General features: G+C 45.2%; 16 protein-coding genes. All 16 read left to right on the forward strand.

Annotation, left to right across the window (positions count from 1 at the left end; all coding sequences use genetic code 11):
* Nucleotides 1–17 precede the first annotated feature (17 nt).
* The 16 genes from gspM (at nucleotide 18) to ACQ661_RS05290 (ending at nucleotide 19,601) form a co-directional block, all read left to right on the forward strand.
* Nucleotides 18–542 carry a type II secretion system protein GspM gene (gspM, locus tag ACQ661_RS05215; protein WP_431667820.1) on the forward strand — a complete coding sequence of 175 codons (525 nt, stop codon included), beginning with the start codon at nucleotides 18–20 and terminating at the stop codon, nucleotides 540–542.
* Nucleotides 543–549: 7 nt separating this feature from the next.
* Nucleotides 550–1,374 (forward strand): type II secretion system protein N, encoded by an 825-nt coding sequence (gene gspN / locus ACQ661_RS05220; RefSeq protein ID WP_431667821.1) that lies wholly within the window; start codon nucleotides 550–552, stop codon nucleotides 1,372–1,374.
* Nucleotides 1,375–1,428: 54 nt separating this feature from the next.
* Entirely contained in the window at nucleotides 1,429–2,247 is an 819-nt protein-coding gene (locus tag ACQ661_RS05225; protein WP_431667822.1) for a mechanosensitive ion channel domain-containing protein, read from the forward strand.
* Between the two features lie 103 nt (nucleotides 2,248–2,350).
* Complete coding sequence (pgi, locus tag ACQ661_RS05230) at nucleotides 2,351–3,847, forward strand: glucose-6-phosphate isomerase (protein WP_431667823.1); 1,497 nt, start codon at nucleotides 2,351–2,353, stop codon at nucleotides 3,845–3,847.
* A gap of 36 nt (nucleotides 3,848–3,883) precedes the next feature.
* The gene (rfaH, locus tag ACQ661_RS05235) at nucleotides 3,884–4,384 is read left to right on the forward strand and encodes a transcription/translation regulatory transformer protein RfaH (RefSeq protein WP_431667824.1); all 501 of its coding nucleotides are present in this window, start codon (nucleotides 3,884–3,886) and stop codon (nucleotides 4,382–4,384) included.
* A gap of 540 nt (nucleotides 4,385–4,924) precedes the next feature.
* Nucleotides 4,925–5,227, forward strand: coding sequence for a hypothetical protein (locus ACQ661_RS05240; protein WP_431667825.1), 303 nt, complete (start codon nucleotides 4,925–4,927; stop codon nucleotides 5,225–5,227).
* Between the two features lie 67 nt (nucleotides 5,228–5,294).
* Nucleotides 5,295–7,130: a YjbF family lipoprotein gene (locus ACQ661_RS05245; protein ID WP_431667826.1), complete on the forward strand. Its 1,836-nt coding sequence runs from the start codon at nucleotides 5,295–5,297 to the stop codon at nucleotides 7,128–7,130.
* The gene (locus tag ACQ661_RS05250) at nucleotides 7,130–9,265 is read left to right on the forward strand and encodes a YjbH domain-containing protein (protein WP_431667827.1); all 2,136 of its coding nucleotides are present in this window, start codon (nucleotides 7,130–7,132) and stop codon (nucleotides 9,263–9,265) included. Before ACQ661_RS05245 ends, ACQ661_RS05250 begins: the two co-directional genes overlap by 1 nt.
* Nucleotides 9,266–9,299: 34 nt before the next feature.
* Entirely contained in the window at nucleotides 9,300–10,433 is a 1,134-nt protein-coding gene (locus tag ACQ661_RS05255) for a polysaccharide export protein (protein ID WP_431667828.1), read from the forward strand.
* The gene (locus tag ACQ661_RS05260) at nucleotides 10,433–10,882 is read left to right on the forward strand and encodes a low molecular weight protein-tyrosine-phosphatase (protein WP_431667829.1); all 450 of its coding nucleotides are present in this window, start codon (nucleotides 10,433–10,435) and stop codon (nucleotides 10,880–10,882) included. The genes ACQ661_RS05255 and ACQ661_RS05260 overlap by 1 nt, the downstream gene beginning before the upstream one ends.
* A 92-nt stretch (nucleotides 10,883–10,974) precedes the next feature.
* Nucleotides 10,975–13,161, forward strand: a complete 2,187-nt coding sequence (locus tag ACQ661_RS05265; RefSeq protein WP_431667830.1) for a polysaccharide biosynthesis tyrosine autokinase — start codon at nucleotides 10,975–10,977, stop codon at nucleotides 13,159–13,161.
* Nucleotides 13,162–13,240: 79 nt separating this feature from the next.
* Nucleotides 13,241–14,515: a Vi polysaccharide biosynthesis UDP-N-acetylglucosamine C-6 dehydrogenase TviB gene (gene tviB / locus ACQ661_RS05270; protein WP_431667831.1), complete on the forward strand. Its 1,275-nt coding sequence runs from the start codon at nucleotides 13,241–13,243 to the stop codon at nucleotides 14,513–14,515.
* 65 nt (nucleotides 14,516–14,580) lie between these two features.
* Nucleotides 14,581–15,618: an NAD-dependent epimerase/dehydratase family protein gene (locus ACQ661_RS05275; RefSeq protein WP_431667832.1), complete on the forward strand. Its 1,038-nt coding sequence runs from the start codon at nucleotides 14,581–14,583 to the stop codon at nucleotides 15,616–15,618.
* Between the two features lie 99 nt (nucleotides 15,619–15,717).
* Nucleotides 15,718–17,091 (forward strand): oligosaccharide flippase family protein, encoded by a 1,374-nt coding sequence (locus ACQ661_RS05280; RefSeq protein WP_431667833.1) that lies wholly within the window; start codon nucleotides 15,718–15,720, stop codon nucleotides 17,089–17,091.
* A 4-nt stretch (nucleotides 17,092–17,095) separates the two neighbouring features.
* On the forward strand, nucleotides 17,096–18,259 hold the full coding sequence (locus ACQ661_RS05285; RefSeq protein WP_431667834.1) for a hypothetical protein: 1,164 nt from the start codon (nucleotides 17,096–17,098) through the stop codon (nucleotides 18,257–18,259).
* A gap of 355 nt (nucleotides 18,260–18,614) precedes the next feature.
* A complete protein-coding gene (locus ACQ661_RS05290) occupies nucleotides 18,615–19,601 on the forward strand; it encodes a hypothetical protein (RefSeq protein ID WP_431667835.1) in 987 nt (328 codons plus the stop codon).
* The last annotated feature ends 39 nt before the right edge of the window (nucleotides 19,602–19,640 follow it).

Consider the following 19,640-nt stretch of genomic DNA (forward strand, 5'->3'; position numbering starts at 1 on the left):
GCAACACAGGAACATCTATGGATTTTATCAACAAGACATTAGCGCCATGGCAAGAACGTTATCACCAGCTGAACTCGCGCGAGCGGCTGCTGGTGGTGGTGTGCGGTACCTTATTTCTTATCACCCTGCTGTATTTTCTGGCCTATAAACCGATCGTCGATGGCAAGCGCGACCGGCAATTGCAGATTCAAGCGCAACAAGAGCTGCTGCAATGGGTACGTGAAAACACCGGTCGCTATCTGGCCGCTAAGGGCCAAGGGTCAAGCGCTACAGCTAGCACCGTAAGTAACGCTAGCATCCGCGGCGGTTTAAGCGAGCGAGTTACGCAATTGGCCAGTCGCAACCAAATCGAAATTACCCGCATGCAGCCGCAATCCAACAGCCTGATTGTGGTGATTGATAGCATCGAATTTAACACCCTGCTGCGCCTGATAGAGCAATTGCAAAGTCAAGCCGGCCTAACCGTTGAACAAGTAGATGCGGTGGCGGCGAACGAGCCAGGTGTGGTGCGAGTGCGACGTTTGCAAGTAAGTGGAGCTTAAGCCCAAGATGAAGTTATTTAAATTATGGTGGTGGTTACTGCCGCTGTATCTGATTATTTTACTCGCCACTGCCCCAGCGCGTTGGCTCAGCCTGGCGAACGACGTGCTGCCAGCCGGCACCCACATCACACCACTGCAAGGTACCTTGTGGCGCGGCACCATGAACCTACAGGCGCAACTGCCCACCGGTGCCAGCCTCAACCTCGAGCAAGTAGAATGGCAGCTCAGCCCACTGGCGCTGCTGCTGGGCAAACTCGACCTACAACTCAGCATCCCCGCCGGCAACGTTTTCGAGGGCCAAGTGCAGCTCGTTGCAGCTAGCGCCGATGAGGAACTTGCAGCCCCAGCTACGGAGCAGGGTCCGGAGGTGGGTCTGCAAGTCCTTCAACTCAGCGGTGAGCTGGCGGGCAATGTGCAGGCGGCGGTGAATCAGTTGCGCTTGCCGGTACCGTTGACGGTGGCGGGCGAGTGGCAGTTGCAGCTGGATGATTACAGTAATCGCAACCTAACTAGCGGTCGTTTCTGCGATAGCATGCAAGGGACATTAGATTGGACCTCCAGCGAAATTCGGCTGAATCAAGCTTGGCATGCCCTTGGCGACTATCGCTTACACTTGGGCTGTACCGCTAACCAGGCAATATCTGCTACAATCAAGGATAACAATTGGTTAGGACTTATCGTCGAGGCCAAAGTGCAGGGCTCGATGGGGCGTCCCCAGTTATCCGTGGCAGGCAGCATCAAGCCCACCACACAAGCGCCACAGCCGGTGGCAGAAATGGTTAGTTTTATCGGACAACCTGATAGTCAAGGGCGTATCCCGTTTAACTGGTAAGCTGTACGTCGTAAACCGTACACCAGCCCTTACAACAGCAACAAGGAGTAATACATGGATCAAGTGGTCACTTGGATTAGCGAGAATCAAGAGCTGATTTTAAGCTACACCGTGAAATTTATCGTCGCCATCATCATTTTGATTGTCGGTAAAATGATTGCCAACTCAGTCGCAAAAATGATGGGCAAAGGCATGGAGAAGCGCGGCACCGACAAAGCCGTGATCAGCTTCTTAAGCGCCATCGTCAAATCGGTGATTTTTATTGCCGCGATTTTAATGGCATTGTCGCAAGTAGGCGTCGAAACCACCTCGTTTATCGCCATCTTGGGTGCCGCCGGTTTAGCTATCGGCTTGTCGCTACAAGGCTCGCTGTCGAACATGGCCTCGGGCGTGTTGATTATTTTATTCCGTCCGTTCCGCGCCGGTGAATACGTAGACGCTGGTGGCGTATCAGGCACCGTAAACGAAGTAAACATCTTCAACACCGTGCTAAAAACCCCAGACAATAAAGTGGTGTTTGTGCCAAACGCACAAATCACCAGCCAGCCAATCACTAACTACAGCCGCGAAGACACCCGCCGCGTAGACTTGCTGATTGGCGTAAGCTACGACGCCGACTTGCACAAAACCAAAGAAGTGCTAGAAAGCGTGTTGGCAGCTGAAAGTCGTCTGCTGAAAGACCCCGCTTGGAACATCCAAGTACATGCACTAAACAGCTCATCCGTAGACTTTATCGTGCGCCCATGGGTGAAAAGCACCGACTACTGGGGCGTGTACTGGGATCTAATGCGCGAAATTAAACTTGCCCTCGACAACAACGGCATCGGCATCCCATACCCACAAATGGATGTGCATTTTCACAAGCCCGAGTGATTAGGTGGGGTTTGTTAGGTAAAATCTTTGGCGGCCCCATTTTTTTAGGTGGGGCCGCATTATTACGAAACAGCAGAACGAATGAATTAAAGGGGAGTTTGGCATGCTTGAGAATAATCAAGTAGTGGAATCGCAGCACTTAAACCTTGATTACAGCTTTCAGGGGCTCACCTTAGAAGATATCAGAGCCTTTGCTGCTAAAAAGCTTCCAGATAACTTTGATGAACTTCGTTTGCAACTACTCAAAGGCGAGTTTGTGAACCAAACGGAAAACAAGTGCGTCACTCATACTTTGTGTCGTAGTTTTCATTCCGTGGTGCGCGCTGGTAATGGCAAAAATCGCTTTAACGAAATAGTCAGACTGTTGAGAAGTGGTAAATGGCTAGGTGCAACGGGCAAGCCCATTACCGATGTGGTAAACATCGGCGTTGGTGGATCAGATCTTGGCTCTATGATGTCATCGTTTGCGCTGAAAGAGTTCGCCGATGATGCCAGTTTGCACAACTTGAAGGTACATTTTGTCAGCTCTATGGACGGTGGCCAGCTTTATGCGGTATTACCAATTGTTGATCCAGAAACGACACTATTTATTATCGCTAGTAAGAGCTTTACAACGACTGATACCTTTGCCAACGTTAATACCGTAAAGAGTTGGATTGAGCATACGCTCTCTGAAGATCAATGGCTTACTCGTCATGTGATTGGAGTAAGTGCAAATAACCAAGGGATGACCGATTTTGGTATTCCTCCAGCCCAACAGCTAAGTTTTGGAGACACCGTTGGCGGACGATATTCTATTTGGTCAGCGATAGGTTTGCCGATAGCTCTGACGATTGGGAGCCATCAATTCGGCCGGATGCTTGATGGTGCACAACAAATGGATGAGCACTTCGCTTATTTACCATTAGAGCAGAATATTCCCATGTTAATGGCCGTTATCGGAGCCTATAATAGAGAGAGCAGGCAGATTAATAACCTAGCCATTTTGCCCTACGATGGACGCTTGCGTTATATGCCGAGTTATCTACAACAGTTGGATATGGAAAGTAACGGTAAGCAGACTAATTTTCGCAACGAACCTATCGACTATCCTACTGGCCCAATTATCTGGGGTGGTTTTGGACCCAATGGGCAGCATGCTTTTTTTCAGCATTTGCACCAAGGTTATGATGAATTTACTGCGGATTTTATTGCTATTTTGCATCGCAACGCACCAGGCTTTGATTTTGGCGTACAAACAAGTTTGCGTGAGCAGCAACGATTAGCTGTAGCGAATTGTCTAGCTCACCGCAGGTTAATGTGGTTCGGTGATGCACAACCAGAAGATCCTCGCCATCATTACCGCGGTCAACGTCCTAATAATTTGATTTTTATGGACGAACTAACCCCAACCAGTTTTGGCGCCTTGCTTGCAGCATACGAGCATAAGGTTTTCACTCAAGGTCTAATGTGGCAAATAAATAGTTTTGACCAACCGGGTGTAGAATTAGGTAAGAAAGTTGCGGTCGATATTTTGGCAGCAATTGATCACATAGATATTGATGGCCAACCTGAAGGCACCTTTGATGCTAGTACGGATCATATTATTCGTCGGATGTAATCAGCAGTATCGATTCATAAATTTACAGGAATTTGCATGACCTGGTACGTTGTACGCACTAAGCCTCGGCAAGAAGGGCGCGCTAAGCTGAATCTTGAGAATCAGGGCATCGTTGCGTTTTTACCGGAGATCACTTTGCAGAAGATCCGGCGTGGCAAGCGCACCCCGGTTACTGAGCCGTTGTTTCCCGGTTATGTGTTTGCCGATCTTGACGATTACGCGGGCAAGTTTCATAAAGTGCGCAGCACCTTTGGGGTGAGCAAGCTGTTAACCTTTGGTGAACGTCCTGCGACAGTGCCCGACGCACTGATTGAAGAGATGAAGCAGCTCAATGCGCAATCTAGCACCATTCAGAAAGCCACTGCCGCCGCCATGCCGCAAATTGGTGAGCAGGTAGAAATCACCGAAGGCCCGTTCAAAGGCTTTATGGCCCAGATTATCGGCTTGGATGGTGAAAGCCGCTGTATTGTACTGTTAAATTGGTTGCAAAAAGAAGTACAAGCCGAGTACGAATTTAGCCAAATTCGTCGATCATAAAAGCGTCATATTGGCGCTGTAATATAACATTCATCGAGTGTAAAAATTGTTAAATGCACGTTGTAGGAGATCTCCTAATGTGCTTTAATAGTGCGGTCTGTGGGGTTATTCGATTTTGTTTAACATTTAACCGATCAACCTCACCAGCGTAAAATCCATCATCAACAAACATACATTGATGCCAGATAAAAACGCTAACTAGATAATAAATAATAAGAACCGGTATATGGAAAGTACCAATCACCTACCTACTAGTGATGGTCTAACTTTCCTAAAATTGCTTCAACACCAGGCCAGAGAATTAAGCCTTAAGACCAAGTGCAAGCGACCCTACCGAGAAAAATAAACAGCTCGCTATCGGTATTTAGGAACCGCAACCTAAGGGCGGTAGCGTGTTTGCAAGTCTCAAAAATGCTTGAGCAAGAAAAGTTTAATGACAAAGCCATGTAAAACTGGTTGCAAAATAATCACGTATTGCTATGCTTTGAACTAAGTATTTGTAAGCAGAAATACGAATTCGGATATTTCCAAGGAGTTATTATGAAAACATTAACAGCTTTAATCGCTGCTGCAGTATTAGCATTGTCTCCAGCTGCGTTCGCCCAGTCTGGCGGCACAGGTGGTGCTGGCGGCGCTGGTGGTGGAGCAGGTGCTGGCGCTGGTGCAGGCGCAGGTGCCGGTGCTGGTGCAGCAGGCGCTGCTGCAGCCGGTGGTTTAGGTTTAGGCCTTGGCTTAACGGTACCAGTAGTAGTAGCTACCGCAGTAGCCGTTGGCGTTGTTGCTACAGTTGCAACTGAAGACGACGACCCAGCTCCAACTACTACCACTACTGCAACTAACTAAGTTGTTGTTAGTAGTAAACTTAGCTGATTATATTAATGCTTAACCAGTAATTACATAGCCACCGCGCATGTTATTCAAAATTAAGCTTAATAAGCCAAGTAAGAAGCCAAGTAACAAGCACAACAAAAAGCCGCTGAGTTTCAGTGGCTTTTTTATTGCTTGCGTTACACTTGTATCTCTACAAGGTGTAAGCCTGCTCAGTGGTGCGCAAACAGCCCATGCGGCCCAAACTAGCGAAACGACTAGCGCATCACAACAGCAGCAACAAAACCAAGAACAAGAATCGCTATTAGATAGCCTGTTCGGTAAAAATTTACGCGAGAGCCTCGATATCGCTTTCGGTGCTAAAGAAGACATCACGCTCACCCCAGCACAGGCTCAAGCCTTGCCGTACGCTGCCAATTACATGAAGCTTGGTGATTCTCCCCGCTCGTTGGTGGTGCTAGGCGAGGCTGATAATTTAGTGCAAGGGCACAACCCCGATGCGGTGTATGCCCAGCGCCTGCAGTGGTTTACCACCAGCAACGAAATCATTGAAACCGTGCAAGGCCGGGTCCAAAGTCTTGAGAATTTAAAGCATGCTAAGGTGAAATCCATATGGCTTGCGCAGGCGCCAAGCTCGGGCATGCGAGCTAGCCAAGCCAAGCAAGCAAGTAAGCAAACAAGTAACCAACTAAGCTACGATTTGCGCCAAACCTCGGCGTTTCATACCGAGCATAAGCCTCATTTTGTCACCGTGCGCCAGAGTTATCGCGTGGTGAAAAGTCAGCGTGAGCAATCTTTAGCAATGCCAAATGGCACTACCTTGAACGTACTAGTTACCGAAGAACAGCTCTACCCAATAGCAGACCAGAACGACAACTCAAGCACGCAGGCCATTGCCACCAACGAGTTCTACCGTGATCTAGCGAGTGGTCGTGTCGTACAAAGCAAACAATGGTTAGGCCCAGAGCTGGGCTATTTTGAAATGACCGAAGTGCAGCCGTTTAATGGCGTGGGCGGACCCACGCAAAATTGGGGTTACAGTGCCTTACTTGCGCAATCAGGCTTTCAAGATCTCAAAACCCAAGACGGCAGCGACCCCACTCAATACCGTCAGTTACGTATCAAGGTTACGCAGCAGAAAACTGCGCAGCAGATAACAACGCAGCAGCAAGTAACGCAGCAGACAGACACCAATAAAACAACGCAACTATTCAACGGCCTGTTCTTCGGGACTATCCCAAATCAACCGAATCAACCAGGCCAAGCCAACCCGCGTAGCCTGCGCCTCAACGATGTGGTGACTGAGTTTCATCGGTTAGGGTTAGAGCAGGTGCCCTACGCGCCGTTAACGCGTTTGCACAGCCCTAAGCTAGACCAATGGTTTGCCGGGCGTAAAGCTGGCATGTTGATGCGATTGCGGATGTTAGAACAAACCTACAAGGCTGATGGCGAAACTAAGTTAGCTGCACAGGCCGCCGAGCTTACTCAAGCTTTTACTAGCTGGCCGTTACGTGCTACTTACTTGCAGGGGTGGTCTTTAGGCCATGCGCGCCTTAACTTAGCAGAGAATAAAGCGCTGAACTTAGCTGACGCCGCAGTTAATAACAGCATCATTCCAAGTTACGAGATCAGTTTTAACGCGGCGCCGAACGCTAGCAGCATTCACGTGGGCCTAGCTACAGACCTAAACCAGCATGAGCAGGTATACGTGACCGATGCCGCTGGCCAAGTGAGCTTAGTGCCGCTGCAAAGTTACAACAGCACCGCCGAGCAACGGTTATTAGCGGCCCAGCCAGGTGCCTTGGTATTACACAGCATTGCTGATAAAGATTTACCGAAAGGCTTCAGAGACGTGAATTATCAACTGGCCATGTTCTTACAACATTGGGATTGGTCGGCCGCTGAGGTCGCACCTTGATGCTGATAGCAAAGCGCGCTCCCCTCAGCACCGCGGTGGCACTTGCCCTTGCGGCAGTGGCCGCCACTGCGGTACTAGCACCAAGCAGCCAAGCCCATGCGGATACCATCGATGGCCCGTTAGCACAAAATGATTTTGGTGGCGTGGGTTTGCTGCAAACTCCCACCGCGCGAATGAACCCCTACGGCGAACTCAGCATCAATTACAGCGATGCCGATGAATACCGTCGTACCGCAGTCAGCTTGCAGCTGTTGCCTTGGTTAACAGCTACCGCGCGTTACACCGACATCCGCTACAGAAAATACAGCAGCGACCCCAATTTCAGTGGCGACCAAACCCTCAAAGATAAAGGCTTTGACGCTAAAATCTTGTTGGCTCATGAAAGCAAATACCTGCCGCAACTCGCAGTAGGTTTGCAAGACGTGGGCGGTACCGGGATTTTCGCTGGTGAATACTTGGTTGCCAATAAACGCTTCAGTGCCAACCAGTTAGGTAGCTTTGATATTAGCTTAGGCATGGGCTGGGGCTACCTAGGCCGACGCGATAATATCCGTAACCCCTTTTGCGAAGTCGCTGATCGCATGTGCGAGCGCGACCAAGGCTTCTCGGGCACGGGCGGTAAATTTGAAGTCGATAAATGGTTCCGAGGCCCTGCTGCAGTTTTTGGTGGTGTGCAGTACTACACGCCTATCGATGGCCTAAGCCTGATGGCGGAGTACGATCCAAACGACTATCAACTGGATAACGCTGGGCGTGACATTGACGTTGATTCCCCTTGGAACCTTGGCGCTCATTATGCTTACAACGATAACGTAAGCTTTAAATTAGGCTACGAGCGCGGTAACACAGTCACCTTTGGCGTGACCTTTAACTACAACTTCAACAAAGCTTATCAGCTTAAAGTAGAGCCAGCCAAGCGCATCGCCACCAGCGACACAGTCACGCCAGCGAGCATCAGCGATGTCGATTACCAAAAACTCGCCAACGACTTGCTGACCGAATCCGGCTGGAAAGTCGCAGAAAACACAGGTTCAAACGCCAATACTAGTGCTAACACCACAGCAAAAGCAGTCGAACTGAAAGCCACGCAAACGCGTTTTCGTGATACCGAAGAAGCCATCGACCGCGCCGCACGTGTTTTGGCCGATAGCCTGCCTGAACAGATAAGCGAATACCGCATCACGGAATACGAAGGTAATCTCGGCAAAGCGACTCACGTGATCAACGCCGATGCCTACAAAGCCGCGTACCGAGGCGAGCGCCTGTTAGCTGTAACAGACAACGCCATCAGAACCACCAGCACTGCGCCAAGCCAACAACCCGTTAGCTTCAAGCAAGACACGTTCAGCTGGGCCATCGAGCCCGATCTTGATCAAAGCTTTGGTGGTGCTGAAGATTTCTACATGTACCAGCTAAGCTTAAAAGCCAGCGCCGATTATCAGTTTAACGATGCTTTTAGCCTGGGTGGTCGGATAGGTATTAACCTTGCAAACAGTTACGATAAGTTTAACTATTTGCTAGATAGCCAAGGCGCCACCTTGCCACGGGTACGTACTCGCATTCGAGAATACGCCGTTAACCAAGACCTCTGGTTAGATAATTTTAGTGCGCGTTATACCGAGCATTTAGGCCGTAACCTCTACGGGCAAGTATACGCCGGTTACTTAGAGCGGATGTTTGGTGGGCTAGGCGCAGAAGTGCTGCATCAAGCGCCCAACAGCAATTGGGCCTATGGCGTGGATATTAACTACGCCAAACAACGTGACCCTTATAAAGACCTAGGTTTTGACGATTACCATGTGTTAACCGGTCATGCCTCGGTGTATTGGGATACCCCATGGCTAGCCAATACCACGGTGATCGCTCGGGCCGGGCGCTTCTTAGCCAAAGACGAAGGCGTGCATTTAGAGTTTCAGCATGAATTTGACTCAGGCGTGATTGCCGGAGCCTTTGCTGCCTTTACGAATGTGAGTGACGAAGAATATGGCGAAGGTAGCTTCACCAAAGGCTTTTATTTAAGTATTCCGTTTGATTTGTTCTTTGTACGCAACACCAAAACTCGCGGCACCCTAGGTTGGTTGCCGATACTGCGTGACGGTGGCCAAATGTTAGGCCGCCCGCATTTATACAAGTAATTTCTTTTAAAGAAACACAAGCCGGACAACTGTAATGACTAAACTAAAATTAACAGTTTTATCCCTCTCAGCTTTGCTTACTGCTAGCTGCGCTTTTGCGCCGGGCGGTCATATTGATCAAAACAGCTCGTTGTTTGAGAGTAACGACAGCGAGTTTAGCGAAGCTGACCTCAGCAAGCTGGTGAATACCCATACCATCTCGCCAATGTTGTTGGCGGAATTGAATGCCATGCAGGCGGCTAAACCTCAGCTTAACGAAGAGCTCAGCCAAGCGCGTGATAGCTACGATTATCGAATCGGTAAGGGTGATATCTTAAATGTGACCGTGTACAACCACCCAGAGTTAACTATTCCTGCCGGCTCGATGCGTAGCGCGCAAGAATCAGGCAACTGGGTTCACAGTGACGGCACTATTTTTTATCCCTACATTGGTAAAGTTGAAGTTGCAGGTAAACGCGTTAGCGAAGTACGCGAAACCATTGCAACCCGTTTGGCTAAGTATATTGAGAAGCCACAGGTAGACGTTACCGTGGCCGGTTTTAGAAGCCAACGTGTGTACGTAACCGGTGAAGTTCAAAAGCCTGGCGTGTTACCCGTAACCAACGTACCCATGACGCTAATTGAAGCGGTAAGTGCCTCAGGTGGGTTAACCCCTGAAGCCGATTGGACCACAGTCACGCTGACTCGTAACGGCCAAGAGCGCGCCTTTAACTTGCGTGAGCTGTACCAGCAAGGCAACACCGACCAAAATATTTTGTTACAACCCAACGATGTGTTGCATGTGGCCCGTAACGACCAAAACAAAGTATTTGTGTTAGGCGAAGTACGCCAACCTAAAAGTTACATGATGGGCCGCAGTGGCATGACCCTGGCTGAAGCCTTAGCAGACGCCGGTGGCTGGTTTGAAGCGACCGCTAATGCTGAAGGCGTATTTGTGATTCGTGCAGCTGACCCTGCGACAGGGCGTGTCGCAGAGGTGTATCAGTTGAATGCGAAAAACGCGACCGCCTTAGTGCTTGCTGAACAGTTCCAATTACAACAGCGCGACATCGTCTACGTAACCGCCGCCCCAGTGGCACGATGGAACCGCGTGATAAGCCAGTTGTTGCCGTCTATCACAGGTTTGTATAGCCTAGGCCGCTTCAGCGACGACATAAGCAGCAACTAATGTTTTCAAAGATTTTAGTCGTGTGTATGGGCAATATTTGCCGCAGCCCAACAGCTCAGTTTATGTTGCAGCAGCGCCTACCGCATAAAACCGTGCACAGTGCCGGCATTACGGCCATGAAACATAGTGACGGCAAGGGTTGGGACATGGACAAAACAGCGCGCGCTATTGCAGAACAGCAAGGGTTGAGCTTTCCAAAGCATCAAGCCCAGCAACTAACGCGCGAATTAATTAGCCAGTACGATTTGGTGTTGGTGATGGAACAAGCGCATCGCAACCATATCGCCCAGCGCTACCCCGAAGCCCAAGCCAAAACCATGCTGCTAGGGCAATGGCTAGAGCAGGGCGGCAAAGAAATACCAGACCCCTACAAAAAGAGTGACGAAGTATACGAACACGTACTCAAGCTAATCGACCAAGCCACCGAAGCCTGGACAAAAAAGCTGTAACGTATTTATCATTGATTTTTTCGAACAGCGCGCAGCGCGGACAAACAGCGAAGCGCACGAACAACGAATCACGAATTTAAGGTTTTTATCACATGCAAAACACGCCATCTCCAGCACAGCAGCAACGCCACGATGACGACGAAATCGATTTAGGCCGCTTTTTTGGTCTGTTGTTAGATCATAAATGGCTGATCGTCGGCATTACCGGTGCTTTTATGGTGCTGGGGGTAGTGTATGCCATGCTCTCGACTCCGATTTACCAAGCGGATGCTTTATTGCAGGTGGAGAAGAAATCTTCAGGATTACCAGCACTCGGTGATATGGCTGATATGTTTGGTCAAGAAAGCGAAGCAGCCACTGAAATCGAGATTATGAAGTCTCGTATGGTGATTGGAGCTGTAGTTGACCAACTGAAGTTAACGGATGTTGTTAGACCGAATTATGCGCCCATTATTGGTGACTTTTTAGCGCGTCGAGCCGAAGAAAATGATATCGTTTTACTCGAAAAATTGCAGGTTCCTAATTCTCAATTAGGGCAAGCTCTTACCTTGGTAATCAATGAAGGAGCTTTTGAGCTTCATGACACTGAGGGTGACCAAGTTCTGAATGGAAAAGTTGGTTCGTTAGCTCAACAAGGTGACTGGCAAATTCATATCGCAGACGCTGCAACACCAAATACCAATGAATTCATAGTTGTAAAGCGCAGCCGATTAAGTGCTATCAATAGTGTACAACAGGCATTAGCTATAAGTGAGCGTGGTAAGCAAACCGGTATTCTAAGTGCCAGTATTCAAAATGCGAACGGTAAGTACGCCCAAGACGTATTAAACGCTGTTGCCAGTGAATACATGCTGCAGAACATTCGTCGTAATGCTGCAGAAGCAGAAAACAGTTTAGAGTTTTTAGAGCGTCAAATTCCGACCATTAAAGATAACTTGAACGAAGCAGAGAATAAGCTTAACCAGTATCGATTAGAGAGCGAGTCTGTTGATTTAAGCTTAGAAACTCAAGGATTATTGCAGCGCTTAGTTGAAATTGAGAAGCGAATTAATGAACTAACTCTTAAAGAGTCAGAGATTAGTCGGCTTTATACCAACGAGCATCCTACTTACCAAGCGCTGATTGAACAGAAAGCGGAATTACAGGCTGATCGTGATCGGTTGGCAGAACAGGTAAAGGAGCTTCCAGAAACCCAACAACAGGTATTGCGTTATACCCGTGATGTTGAAGTAAACCAGGAAATTTACTTGCAGCTACTTAACCGCATGCAAGAGCTGAACGTACTCAAAGCCGGTACCGTCGGTAATGTGCGTATTTTAGACGAGGCTGTGGTGAAACCTGAAGCAGTTGCTCCGAAGAAGTCACTCATTGTGGTATTAGCAACTATGCTTGGTGGCATGCTCGCAGTAGGCATTGTGTTTGTGCGGGCGATGTTTAATCGCGGGGTGGAGAGTTCTGAGCAGTTAGAACAAGAAGGCATTAATGTGTATGCCTCAATTCCTAAATCCGATACCCAAGAGAACATGAACGCGAAGCTGATCAAGTTAGCCAAGCGTAAGCAAACCGATGCGGTGCGTGCGCCTTTGTTAGCCAAAGAAGACCCAACGGATTTAGCGATAGAATCGTTACGTGGTTTACGTACCAGCTTACACTTCGCCATGTTAGAAGCTCGTAACAATATCATCATGATCTCAGGCCCTAGCCCAGGTGTGGGTAAGAGCTTTGTGACGGGTAACCTTGCTGCTGTACTTGCTCAAACAGGTGCAAAAGTGCTGTTAATTGATGGTGACATTCGTCGTGGCTATTTACATAACATGATGAACGTCGTGAATGACAAGGGCCTAGCTGATTTACTAGCCGCACGAGATGCCACCGGTGATTTGAATTACAAAGCCTACACCCAATCTGGTTACGTAGAGAACCTCGATTTTATGCCGCGTGGTACGTCAGCACCGAACCCAGCCGAGCTATTGATGCATAGCCGCATGGAACAGCTGATGGAGCAAACAGCGAAAGATTACGACTACGTACTGATAGATACACCGCCGATTCTTGCAGTAACGGACGCAGCCATTGTCGGCCGTTATGCAGGAACCACGTTATTGATTGCCCGCTTCGGGATGACCCCAGCTAAAGAGCTAGTGCACACAGTTAAACGTTTTGAACAAAACGGTGTAGAAGTAAAAGGCGCCATCTTGAACAGCGTAGAGCGTAAAGCGAGCTCTTATTACGGATATGGGTATAACTATCATTATGGTTATGCTTATAAGAGTGAGTAACGCACCGAAGTAATTGTCTGAATTCCTAACTTGGAACATTCTTCTAACCATCTCAAACATTCAAAAGAGCATGTGATAAATGGACTTGAATAACATAAAAATCGCCGTGATTGGTTTAGGATACGTAGGATTACCATTAGCCGTCGAATTCGGTAAAAAATATCCAACGATTGGTTTTGATATCAATCAAAAACGCGTGGTTGAACTTGAACAAGGTCATGACTTTACTCTAGAAGTAGACGCTGAAGAGCTCAAACAGGCATCACAGTTAACTTACAGTGCGAATACTCAAGATCTCGAACAAGCAAATATCTATATTGTTACCGTACCAACGCCGATTAATAAGTTTAAGCAACCAGATTTAACGCCACTGATCAAAGCTTCGGAAACCATTGGTAAAACTCTAAAGCAGGGTGATATCGTGATATATGAATCTACGGTTTACCCAGGCGCCACTGAAGAAGACTGTATTCCAGTTCTCGAACGCGTTTCAGGCTTAACGTTCAATAAAGATTTCTTTGCGGGGTATAGCCCAGAGCGTATTAACCCAGGTGATAAAGAGCACCGAGTTACTACCATTTTAAAAGTGACTTCAGGTTCAACCCCAGAAGTTGCCGATTTCGTTGATAGCCTATATGCGTCAATCATTATAGCGGGCACTCATAAAGCCGAAAGCATTAAAGTGGCCGAAGCGGCAAAAGTCATCGAAAACACCCAACGCGACGTAAACATTGCCTTGATTAACGAGCTGGCGATGATCTTTAACCGTATGGGCATTGATACCGAGGCCGTATTAAAAGCCGCGGGCACTAAATGGAATTTCCTACCGTTCCGCCCGGGCCTTGTCGGTGGCCATTGTATTGGCGTGGACCCTTACTACCTGACCCATAAAGCAGAATCTATTGGCTATCACCCTGAAATGATTCTTGCGGGACGTCGTATTAACGATAATATGAGCCGTTATGTGGCTTCAGAGTTCATCAAAGCCTTGCTACAGAAAGGCATTACTGTAAAAGGCGCACGTGTGCTGATTATGGGTCTTACTTTTAAAGAGAACTGCCCAGACATTCGCAACACCAAAGTCGTTGATATTATGGATGAGTTGAAGCAATACGGTGTAAACGTCGATGTCTATGATCCTTGGGTTAATGCGGAAGAAGCACAGCATGAATACGGCGTTACTCCTGTCACTGAACTTCCGAAGGCAGCCTATGACGGCATTGTTGTTGCAGTGGCACACCATCAGTTCAAACAGATGGGTATTGACGGCATGAAAGCACTCGCGAAAAGTGAACATGTCATATATGACCTAAAATACATTGTTGATGCAGGTGTTGCGGATATTCGTCTCTAGAAATAGTTAGGTAAAACACATTAGCTCGACACAAAAAAGTCAATTAACCTTAAATATAAGCTCACATGACCAAATACGAAGAAATTCAAAGTCAATTGAAGTCGTCTCCAAAAGTATGGCTTGTGACCGGCGTCGCAGGCTTCATTGGTTCAAATTTACTTGAAACCTTGTTAAAACTTGACCAGCACGTACTAGGTCTTGATAACTTCTCCACGGGTTTTCAGCGTAACCTTAATGAAGTCCAAGAAAGCGTGACTGAAGCTCAATGGCAGCGGTTCCAGTTTGTTGAAGGTGATATTTGCGACCTAGATACCTGTAAGTCGGTGATGAAACATGCCACAGCGGGTGATGTTGATTACGTATTGCACCAAGCTGCGCTAGGTTCAGTACCTCGCTCCATCGATGACCCCATTAATACCAATAAAAGCAATATCGACGGCTTTTTGAATATGCTAGTGGTAGCGAAAGATGCCGGAGTGGATAGTTTCACCTATGCCGCAAGTAGCTCGACCTATGGCGATCACCCAGCACTGCCAAAAGTCGAAGAGAACATTGGTAATCCGTTGTCACCTTACGCTGTGACTAAATACGTGAATGAGCTTTATGCCAGTGTATTTGCGCGTGTCTACGGCTTTAAAACCATTGGGTTACGTTACTTCAATGTGTTTGGTCCGCGTCAGAACCCTGATGGTGCATACGCAGCAGTTATTCCTAAATGGACTGCGGCCATGATTAAAGGTGAACCCGTGTTTATTAATGGTGATGGTGAAACCAGCCGTGACTTTTCTTTTGTGGCGAATGCTGTGCAGCTTAATATTCTAGCAGCGACATGTGATGAGAAAGCTAAGGATAGTATTTATAATATGGCAGTTGGTGAGCGGACCTATTTGGCGGATTTGTTCAATGAAATTCGTGAAGCTCTATTAGCTTATGGCATACAATACAAATTGGCGCCTAATCATTGCGGATTTAGGGCTGGCGATGTTCGTCATTCTCAAGCTGATATAAGTAAGGCAAGAAACTTTTTAGGATATGAGCCAAGTCATAATATACGCCAAGGTATTATGAGATTAATCCCATGGTATATAAACCGATATTCCTAGTAATTTATAATGAACAGGATAATTAAGATCATACAAGGCCTAGAAAGGCGCATTTTAAATACTGATAGAGATTCACTGGGCTTCGCTGTACGGTGGAATGTGATCGGTTCATTATCTGCAAAAATATCATTACTATTAATATCAATTTTTGCGGCACGACATTTAGGTGCAGAAGAATTTGGAAAATGGACATTCATACGAACCAACATATCAAGTTTTGCAGTCTTGCTAGGATTTGCCGTCGCAGTAGTTCCTTTAAAGTACATATCATCATTAAGAAGTGACAAGAAAGAGCTAAACCAAGTCATATCATTTTCCTTTATCACGTCAGTACTTTTGGGATTCATTCTTTGTGGGATTTTGATTCTGATATCAAGCGAAACATTTGTCGTTAATAATATCTACAAAGATATACGCACAGAAACAGTTATTGCGGCAATATTTTTAATATTTATTTCGCTCAGTAGCTTCCTAACTGGAAGTTTAAGTGGATATGGAAATTACAAAGATATAGCCTTATCTAATATTATTGCGTCCTTGTCAGGTTCTCTGATAATTGCAGGAATGATTTACTATTACGGATTATTAGGGCTAGTCGTAGGCTATGGATTTTACTATCTCATTCAATCGAGTATACTCTCCTACTTTTTTAAGAAAGCTCTAAGTGCCAATAATAATCAGTTAACGTCAACGATACATTGGCGAGTCGAATTGTCGCGCTTTTTTGGTTTTAGTGTACCGGCGCTGGTAAGCGCTTTTATCGGTGCATTTTCCGTGCTGTGGCTATTCTCAAATGCGTCTCAAAATAATGACGGATACATTGCATTGGGAATATTTGGAACGGCCAGAATATTCCAGAATATTGTCGTTGAGTTTTGTCAACAGTTCAACGCTCCATTAATTTCGAAGCTGTCAAGAAAAATTGACGATCGTGGTGATTCAGAACAATTGAATTTTATAGTCCCTTGGATTTTATCCTTGATATTAGTTTTACCTTTCGTAATCCTCCCGGAAATTGGATCATTAGTTTTTAAAGGCTCTGAATATGAAATACGAAAACTGGAGCAAATAATCTCGATAACAATGTTTTCGACATATATAATTCTTTATAAGCAATCAATCAATCGGAAGATAATATCAGATGAAATGGTTTGGTTAGGTGTTCTGGGTAACATTGTATGGTCGTTATGTCTATTTCTACTCTACTTTAATTTACCAATTAATGACCTAAGTTTGAAACTGGCCTACTCATTCATGGGAGCATATGCTCTTGACCTGATTTTTGGACTATTTATTTACAATAGAATTAGGTTGATAAGCTGGCAGGCAAGCTTGTCAAAGTTTGGGTTATTAATTTTATTCTCATTTCTGTCAGCTATATCCTTGAACTCTATGGAATCCACGATCTTTGAGAGACTATCATTTTATATAATTATGCTTTCTTTCATTTTATTCAGGATTTCCAAGGCGTAAATTAATGAAATTACTAATTATTACTCACACATATGGAATTACATCATCTGGAAAAGCAACATTTGAAGTGGTAAATGCTCTTGCTGAACAAGGTGTGCTTGTTGATGTTATCTGTAGTCGTTCCATTCCAATTCAGGCAAGCAGTCGAGTTAATGTCTACGAAATTAAGCAGCTATTAAGTAGGCCTTCACGATTGTTTAAATTTCTGGGCAACTTGATTGGGCGGGATTTAAATTATTTATTTTGGCGAGTTTCAGTAATAAGGTTTTATAAGAAGTTTCTGGGCGAGACAGGTTATGATTTTGTTTACGGTAGGGGGTCTCCTGTTGGGGCGCTTCTCGCAGCCGGCGATTTAGCAAAAATAGGGAAGATCCCTCTAGGGTTGCATTTTGCCGACCCTATACCGGCCACTAAAGAATGGCAATCAAATAAAAAGGAACGTAAGAAACTTATTAATGAAGTTTCAAATGTTATAAAAATGTCATCATTAGTTACATTCGTTACTCAAGAAATGCTCGAGTACCAGTTTAGAATACTTGATTTAAAAGAATTCCCTACAACGTTGCTTCTACCGAACCCAATTCCGGAATATATCTCGCTTAACAGGGATATGAAAAGTAGAAGCGTAGGGTTATCAATTGGATTTATTGGTCAACTTGGGTCTGTTCGAAATCCACTACCCCTTATCGAAGCTGTGAATAGACTAAATGTTGAGGGCAACAAAATTGATTTATTATTTGTGGGAACTAGACGCACAGATATTTTAAAAAGGATACAACAAACTTCACGTTATTTTATAAAATTCATTTCATACCAAAATGACTTGGCTGAAACGTTGAACAATCTTGATATGTTAGTAGATATTGATTCAGATAATGATGAGCAGGTTTTTATCTCAAATAAGTTAATGGAATATCTCGCTACCGATAAAGCTATTTTATCAATTTCAACTGATAACAGTCCTAGTCGTAGGCTTACCGTCTCTTTGAATGAATTGTTTTATCGAGCACATAATAATTCTAATTCTATAATAAAAGCAATTAATAAATACATGCTTGATGAACAGACTCAAAATGCCGCAGTGTCAAAAGAACGCAATATTTTACGTGGTGAGCTATCGAAGGAAAACATTGCGCATTCTTTAGTTAAAGCATTGGGTAGCGTTTAAGGTGAAAAGCATTTTGGTACGTACTTTGCCAATGGCAATATTCGTCGTGTATCTGTTTTTGACGTTTGTTATGTACTTGATTAGTCCTTGGAACTGGCCAGCGGATAATAAAACAGCAATTTCGATATTTTTTATATCGATCATCATTGCGATAGTTTTCGGATATATATCGGGTTGGAATAAGTCCGTAAGAAATTCGTCAATATTTCGACGTAGCAACCTATTTGATTCATATAGCAAGATAATAAACCTATCTATTATTGTTAATTTTTTATTCCTGTATCCAAAAACACTATTTATTTTAAAAACTGATAGTGTTGGACTATTTGAATTTATATCAAAGGTTTACATCGGTTTGACAAATCCAGCTCTATCATATCTGGAAAAACATTTGGCGGATAATCCATTTAATTCACTTACTGATCCACTTATGTTGTCATATGTTTTATGTAAGCCATTGATGTTGTTTGCTTTCCCAATCGGTCTGATATTTTGGAAGCATTTAGCGACTTGGCAAAAGTTATCTATTGCTGCAATTGTCTCGGTGGATATACTATCTTATATTGCGATAGGCACAAACAAGGGTATATTCGACTACGTGTTGGTATTGCCATTTTTAATATTTCTTAAGGCTTATAGAACAAAACGGTCTATCCGAAAAAAGTTGCCTAGCGCCCCTGGTGTGATGCCTAAAGGTAACTATATATTAGCATTGGTTGCATTAATTTTCATTGTTTTATCATTTTCCTATTTCACATCAGGCAATATGGATCGAAAGAAACATTATTTGCTTTATGAACCAAGTACGGGAGTTTTTATCGACCCAAACAGCGGCGTAATGGAATATATACCTAGCTTTTTGAAATTCTCCTATTTGTCTCTTGATAATTACGTTACTCAAGGATATTACGCCCTTGAGCTAAGTTTAGAGATGGAATTCATATGGACTTATGGGCTAGGCCACTCTTTTTTCACGACTACTGTAGGTGAAAAAGTTTTAGGTGATTCATCAATATCCTACCGTACATATCAACATCGTTTAGAACAAGAGTTTGGTTATTCGCATTACGGAAAATGGCATACGTTTTTTGTTTGGTTTGCTAATGATTTGTCTTTCCCTGGTGTTGTACTTCTTGTGTTTTTTTTAAGCAGAATGTTGGGTTCGGTCTGGCACAAGTCAATCCATAATTTTGATATTTTATCAGTTACTTTGTTGATGCAATTAATTATTATGTTCTTTTACCTCCCCGCCAACAACCAGGTTTTAGGTTTCATGGGATCTCAAGTATCATTCATATTATTGTTATCACTTTGGATGCTTAACGGTCGGGTTAAATTTTAATTAAAGCCAGATATATTAATTTTAGGTGGCGATTTCGGA

This window comes from Pseudidiomarina sp. WS423 (genome assembly GCF_050750165.1).
Lineage (GTDB): Bacteria > Pseudomonadota > Gammaproteobacteria > Enterobacterales > Alteromonadaceae > Pseudidiomarina > Pseudidiomarina fusca.